The sequence below is a fragment of the Stieleria tagensis genome (genome assembly GCF_024129865.1).
Taxonomy (GTDB): domain Bacteria; phylum Planctomycetota; class Planctomycetia; order Pirellulales; family Pirellulaceae; genus Stieleria; species Stieleria tagensis.
On the sequence record NZ_JAMYFE010000165.1, the window covers coordinates 1 to 2338 of the forward strand.

Annotated in this window: 1 protein-coding gene; it reads right to left on the bottom strand. The window is 59.8% G+C overall.

All coding sequences use genetic code 11. The annotated features are described in order from the left end of the window. Window positions 1–14: 14 nt before the first annotated feature. Window positions 15–2030 (bottom strand): AmmeMemoRadiSam system protein B, encoded by a 2016-nt coding sequence (gene amrB / locus NHH03_RS27275; RefSeq protein WP_253161526.1) that lies wholly within the window; start codon window positions 2028–2030, stop codon window positions 15–17. Between the last annotated feature and the right edge of the window lie 308 nt (window positions 2031–2338).

The following is a 2338-nucleotide window of genomic DNA, read 5'->3' on the forward strand; positions in this document are numbered from 1 at the left end:
TGAATCATCCGCGCCTAGGCGTTCCAAATGACGCCTGCGTAGCCTACCACGCGGTCCTTGTCGGCTCCGCAATCGGCACTGGTTGCATAGCCGATTTCGACCGCTTTGGCCTGTTTGCCGAGTTGATCCATCACCATCATCACCAGCGCCGCGGGGACTTGGCCGCACATGCTGATACTCTCACGACGACAAACGGACAACAATTCCTTCCCGTCGCCGGTTGCCAAGGCATCCAGCGCCAATCGATCGCGACGGCGGTTTTCCTGGTCATCGGCAAAGTGATTCATGTCACTGCTGACGACCAACAGCGGCGGATCATCCTGGTCGCGAATCCAATCCGCCAGTGCCGTTGCTGTCTCCGCCAGCTGATCCGGATCGCCACCGGACATCGCAATCGCAGCCAACTTGGTGTCGGGACAGAATCTCAGCATCAGCGGCAATTGCACTTCGATGCCATGCTCACGGGCATGCGCCTTGGCATCCAACTCCATTCCCGGAATCTGCGCTGCTAATTCCTCCGCCAGTTCCTGGTCACCCGAAATCGCGGCTGTCGGACTAAGTTGCCAATTGTCGTGCGGCGCCACCGCCCAATCCACACCATCATTGGTGTGTTTGGGGCCGATCACCAGCACTCGGCTGGGGACTTCGATGCGCCGCCACACGTCGGCTGCGATTCGTCCGCTGTACCGCAGTCCCGCGTGGGGGACCATGACCGCGAACACCGGCTGTTTTTCGCAAGGCGGCAATCCATCGAGCAAGCCATCGACGGCGGCCTCGCGTGATTCATCATCCGCCGGATAAAACGATCCCGCCACAGCGGGCGGTCGCGTCCGAATCGCGGAGTCGGCTCGAGGCCCCACCGAAACCGCCATCGAATCGCTGGAACAATCGCAGTGCATCGAGTACAGCTGTTCGCCACCGCGAAAAGATTCCAGATCGCGTGCCAAATCGATCAATTCGGCGGCCTCGCAACCGTCCTTGAACACCACTGACCACCGGCGCCCGTCAGTCAACACGACCGCGCGACCGCCGACCTCCAACCCGCGGAGGTCGGCATCGGTGGCTTTGCCATGGTGGACGCAATCCCCCAGCACCGCAATCTTGACATGGCACTCTCGAGCGATCGACTCCGCCTCCACTGCGTCACCGGCACAAACCCGCTCGTGCAACCACGTCACAGCTTGACCGGTCATCTGAAACAGCGATGACTGCATCGGGCGGGTGGATTTAAGACTCAGTTGCAACCACTGTTGGGAACCGCAGCGAGGGTGGTTGATCGACAATACCAACCCCAACACCTCGGCATCGCTGACGCCGGGCGGGTAGTAAACCGGTGTGGCGCCCGTCAGCAAGGCGACACAGTTGTTACGAATCCAGTCGCAACAACTTTGCCGTTCCTGTGGCGACAAAAACATTTTCTCTGGCGGCCGCAGGGAATCATCACATTGAAATTCGCTGTCGAAATACACACCATCAAACAACTGCAACTCCGCATCGTCGCTGCGCCACGCGCCGGCCGGTAAGCCGGCCTTGCTGCAAACGCCATCAAGGAATTGATTCGCATTCCACCCCTGCTCGATCGCAACCTGTGGCAACAACAGACCACCGTTTTGTCCCATCGAAATCCGCAACCCATGCTCACCGACCTGAACCGCTGCGGCCCGGTCGTCTCCAATGGCTTCCAAATTGCGTAGCGGACCGAGCAATGAAACCGACAGGTTCAAGTACGGCAACTCGCTGGCCGACAAGGGAGCCATCCGCGGGTCGCGTGCGGTCCGCGCCGCCGCATCAGCTAACCCTGGCCCCAAGCTTGCCGTTTGTCCTTGCCGACCACAACAACCGCGTAACGTTTGCCCACGTTTAACGGTCACAAACACACCTTCAATCGGCAACTCCGCCAATTCCCCCAACTGGCTGACTTGATCATGAGGGTCCGATCCCTGGACCGCCGCCTGGACCATCGCGGACGCAGCGCGACAGATGGTCGACTGCTGAGACTGTGACAAACTCGCCAATTCATTGGTCAACATCGTCTATTCTCCCGGTGCCTGTTGCGTGCAGAAATCGCCCCGCTGCGATTCCAACTGCGACTCCAACATCACAGTCTAGTCCTCTGCGAACTGCACGTGGGCAATTCGGGGCTGGCGAGCACCTCGCGTTCGATCACTCGCCCGTGACCCTGAAGCTGCACTTGATTGAACCCAGCTCCCCCAGCCCACTACCACTGAATTTCAGCCAAAACGCCGAATGTCGGCGAATCGTTGCGTCCAGCGAGCTGGTCAGTGCCCCTTTGCATCGAATTCCGGCACAACCAGTAGCCTGTCTCCGCAGCGGCACG